This is a genomic window from Gordonia sp. BP-119 (assembly GCF_016924115.1).
Lineage (GTDB): Bacteria > Actinomycetota > Actinomycetes > Mycobacteriales > Mycobacteriaceae > Gordonia > Gordonia hongkongensis.
The window spans coordinates 1-1,939 of record NZ_JAFFZF010000089.1; the positions used below are offsets into that span (position 1 = coordinate 1).

Sequence of the window (1,939 nt, forward strand, 5' to 3'; positions counted from 1 at the left end):
CCGGCTCATCGGCATCCTCCACGGCTGCCTCAAACACCGCACCCTCTACAACGAACACACCGCCTGGAACCACCGCGCCAACCTCGCCGCTTGACACCTTGCACCCCTGGGATGTCTTCGTGGCTCGCTTCGCTCGCACCTCAGGGACCAATAAGTGTGTGGCTCTTTCGGATCAGGGACCAATAAGTGTGTGGCTCTTTCGGATTGGGGAGCGGAAATTCAGTCCGCGGCGGCGAGTCGTCTCTTCTCGGCCTCGACGTCGAAATCGGCGGCGGGCCAGTCGAGGTCGAGGCGAGTGAGCGCGTCGATGAGCAGTTCGCACACCGCGAGGCGCGCGAACCACTTGCGGTTCGACGGGATGACGAACCACGGCGCGGAGTCGCGGTCGGTCAGGTCGAAGATCGCCTGGTATGCCTCGAGGTAGGCGTCCCAGTGACCGCGTTCGTCGACATCGCCCGGGTTGTACTTCCAGTACTTGTCGGGTCTTTCGAGGCGCGCGGCGAGGCGGCTCTTCTGCTCGTCCTTCGACACCACGAGGCAACACTTGACTACGGTGGTCCCGCCGGCGACGAGTTCGGACTCGAACTGGTTGATCAGGTCGTAGCGTTTCTCCCACACCGACTGCGGGACGAGGTCGTGCACCCGGACGGGGAGGACGTCCTCGTAGTGCGACCGGTCGAAGATCCCGATCCGGCCCGCGGGCGGCAGGGCGCGGTGGATGCGCCACAGGAAGTCGTGCTGCAACTCCTCTTTCGTGGGTTTGCCGAACCCCTTGATCGACAGGCCCTGCGGGTCCATCATCCCGCCCACGTGGCGCACGATGCCGCCCTTGCCGGCGGTGTCCATGCCCTGCAGCACGAGCAGAACCGAGCGGTGGTCACCGGCCCGGCCGTTGGCGTACAACAACTCCTGGAGATCGGCGAGAACCTCGCCGCGCTGCGCGAGCAACTCCGTGCCGGAGGCCTTGTCGCCTTCGAAGCCCGGCGTCGTCTCCGGGTCGAACGACGCGATCGGCCCGATGGCCCCGGCGCGCAGGGCATCGGCGGCGGGAGTGGTCCAACCAGCGGTCATGGGGTCCTTTCGGGGTCGGATGCGGGCGCCGGCTCGGCCGGGGGTGGGAACAGCGGCCCGCCACCGAACGCCGTGCGATGTGAATCCGGCGGCGTGCCATCGTTGTTCACGATCCCATAGGCGGAACCGAGTTCGGCGGTGACGAGCGTGCGGCCGCTGAGGTCGGACAGCCCGGGATCGGCCGCGAGCCGGGAGATGACCCGGCCGACGAACTCGGGGTCCTCCGCGCGGGCGAGCGAGAAACCGGCGAATTCGTCGACGCCCAGCGACAGCAACAGCTCGGTGCGGATCAGGCCGAGCCACAACGAGATCGAGCTGACACCGGTGCCCCGCAGCTCCACCGCCATGTCCGCGGCCATCTTGTCCAGGGCGGTCTTGCTCATCCCGTACAGGACCGAGTGCAGATGGCCGCGCGAGCCGAACGACGAGATGTTGGCGATGAGTCCGCGGCCGGCGTCGGTCATGAGCCGGGCCGCGTGCACCGAGGCCACGTAATGCGCTCGCAGTCCGACGCCGATCAGGGTGTCCCAGTCGTCGACCGGTCGCTTCCAGAACGGGTCGGAGAACCCGCCGAAACCCTTCGGCGCGGCCCACGCGTTGTTGACGAGAAGATCCAGACCGCCTGCGCCGAAGGTGATCTCGTCGAACACCGCGGCCACCGCGGCGTCGTCGGCGTGATCGCAGGGCAGCGCGCGGGCGCCGTCGGGGCCGGTCCCCTGTCGCGACGTGACATACGTCGTCCACCCGTCGTCGATGAGCGCACGAGCGATGCCGTACCCGACGCCGCGACTGCCGCCGGTGACGAGAGCGACGCGCGTCATCAGGCGCCGGGGGTCCCGGAGGCGGGATCGGCGGGCAGGGGGTCGGC

2 protein-coding genes are annotated in these 1,939 nt (G+C 68.3%); both read right to left on the reverse strand.

Annotated elements, in window-relative coordinates; translation table 11 throughout:
- Nucleotides 1-219: 219 nt before the first annotated feature.
- Nucleotides 220-1,071 (reverse strand): PPK2 family polyphosphate kinase, encoded by an 852-nt coding sequence (locus tag JW364_RS23910; RefSeq protein WP_159370047.1) that lies wholly within the window; start codon nt 1,069-1,071, stop codon nt 220-222.
- The gene (locus tag JW364_RS23915; RefSeq protein WP_137810855.1) at nt 1,068-1,892 is read right to left on the reverse strand and encodes an SDR family NAD(P)-dependent oxidoreductase; all 825 of its coding nucleotides are present in this window, start codon (nt 1,890-1,892) and stop codon (nt 1,068-1,070) included. The genes JW364_RS23910 and JW364_RS23915 overlap by 4 nt, the downstream gene beginning before the upstream one ends.
- Nucleotides 1,893-1,939 lie beyond the last annotated feature (47 nt).

What these genes read in the sequence shown, in the direction of transcription:
- JW364_RS23910 (WP_159370047.1), bottom strand. Translation starts at nt 1,071, where the DNA reads ATGACCGCTGGTTGGACCACTCCCGCCGCCGATGCCCTGCGCGCCGGG.
- JW364_RS23915 (WP_137810855.1), bottom strand. Translation starts at nt 1,892, where the DNA reads ATGACGCGCGTCGCTCTCGTCACCGGCGGCAGTCGCGGCGTCGGGTAC.